Annotated in this window: 2 protein-coding genes; both read left to right on the forward strand. The window is 58.9% G+C overall.

Going from position 1 to position 1,463, the window contains the following annotated elements; translation table 11 throughout:
- Nucleotides 1-623: 623 nt before the first annotated feature.
- Complete coding sequence (locus FJ490_RS32500; protein WP_140501644.1) at nt 624-890, forward strand: type II toxin-antitoxin system ParD family antitoxin; 267 nt, start codon at nt 624-626, stop codon at nt 888-890.
- A gap of 3 nt (nt 891-893) precedes the next feature.
- The gene (locus tag FJ490_RS32505; RefSeq protein ID WP_140729648.1) at nt 894-1,205 is read left to right on the forward strand and encodes a type II toxin-antitoxin system RelE/ParE family toxin; all 312 of its coding nucleotides are present in this window, start codon (nt 894-896) and stop codon (nt 1,203-1,205) included.
- The last annotated feature ends 258 nt before the right edge of the window (nt 1,206-1,463 follow it).

Raw genomic sequence — 1,463 nt, forward strand, 5'->3', positions numbered from 1 at the left:
GAGCAGCCCGGTAGCTCGTCAGGCTCATAACCTGAAGGTCACAGGTTCAAATCCTGTCCCCGCAACCAAATACAAAACAGCCCGGCTCACCCCGGGCTGTTCTTGTATCCGACTGATGGCCGCCCGCTCATTTGAGAACCCTCATCACGGGCCCGCAAATACCCAAAGCCGACGCAGAGGGTCAAAAACAAATCCCGCAAAACCAAACACAATCCGCCCGCCAGAACCATACAAGCCAAGCCAAGCCAAGCCAAGCCAAACGTTCAGGGCCAAGCCTCGGTCGTTCCATGCCTCGGGGCCAAGACGAGCTCTCAGCTCGCGCGGCGGAAAATTGGGCGTCCCAGAGCCGAGGCCAGCCACGAAAATGCAAAATGGATTCAGCCGGCAGGATTCCATCTCAGCCGGCTTCAGCGCCAGCTGTCCCGGAGGGGTCGCGAGGAGCAGATCCCACCTATCGGCTGCAGGCGCGATCCCCGATCGCGACGCCCGACCGAGGCGATATCTCTGTCTGCGAGACAATCGGACCAAAATACAGGTTGGTCGACGTCGGTCGAAATTGCTGATATCTGACATCTATTGCTAAATCCGTGCCGTGATCCCATGTCTCTTTCCGGGAGGTTGTCATGCCCAACTACGCTCTGAACGACCACTATGAGCGCTTCATCAGGAAACAGCTCGAATCAGGTCGCTACAACAATGCCAGCGAGGTTGTTCGCGCCGGCCTGCGCATGCTCGAGGATTTCGAGGCGGAGCGGGAAAGATGGCTGCGCGAGGAAATTCCGGGCCGCTTGGCCGAGCTCCAGCAGGATCCAGCTAAAGGAATTCCGGCCGATGTGGTTTTTTCTCGGCTGGAGGCGCGCCATCGCGCGAAACAGGCGAAAGCCAAGTAGGGGATGGTCTATCGGATCGTCTTTCATCCTGCCGCACAAGCCGAACTCGAACGGCTCTATGACGACATAGCCGAGCGGGCATCGCCGGTGATCGCGTGGAATTTCGTCGCGGGTATTCAAGACCGTTGTCTCGGTCTATCGACTTTTCCACAGCGTGGCACCGAGCGGCGCGAGATCATGCCCGGACTGCGGATCATCGGCTACCGACGGGCGGTCAGCATTGCCTTTGCGGTCGAGGGCGAGCAGGTGCTGATCCTGGGCATCTTCTACGCAGGCCGGAACATCACACCGGAATTGCTGGAGGATCGCCGCTGAAAGCCGCTCTGGCAAGGTCCGCGGCCGTCGGGCGGACAGCGATTTTCAAAGCGAGGCATACGGTCCGAAGCGAGTATCCCAGGCGCGACCAAGCGCAAAAAGCGATGTGGAAACTCAGCCTAGCCAACTCACGAATTTCGACCCTGCGGATATCTCCACCAGAAATCGAAAAAACTTCTTGGATCGGTGTTGACAGTTTGTCGGGGTGGCGACTATATACGCCTCACGAACGAGGGCGGTGCGCCGCTGGCGACGAAG

The sequence above is a fragment of the Mesorhizobium sp. B2-5-11 genome, assembly GCF_006440835.1.
Lineage (GTDB): Bacteria > Pseudomonadota > Alphaproteobacteria > Rhizobiales > Rhizobiaceae > Mesorhizobium.

Excerpts from the sequence above, each read along its gene's own strand:
- FJ490_RS32500 (WP_140501644.1), top strand. The coding sequence starts at position 624 with ATGCCCAACTACGCTCTGAACGACCACTATGAGCGCTTCATCAGGAAA.
- FJ490_RS32505 (WP_140729648.1), top strand. The coding sequence starts at position 894 with ATGGTCTATCGGATCGTCTTTCATCCTGCCGCACAAGCCGAACTCGAA.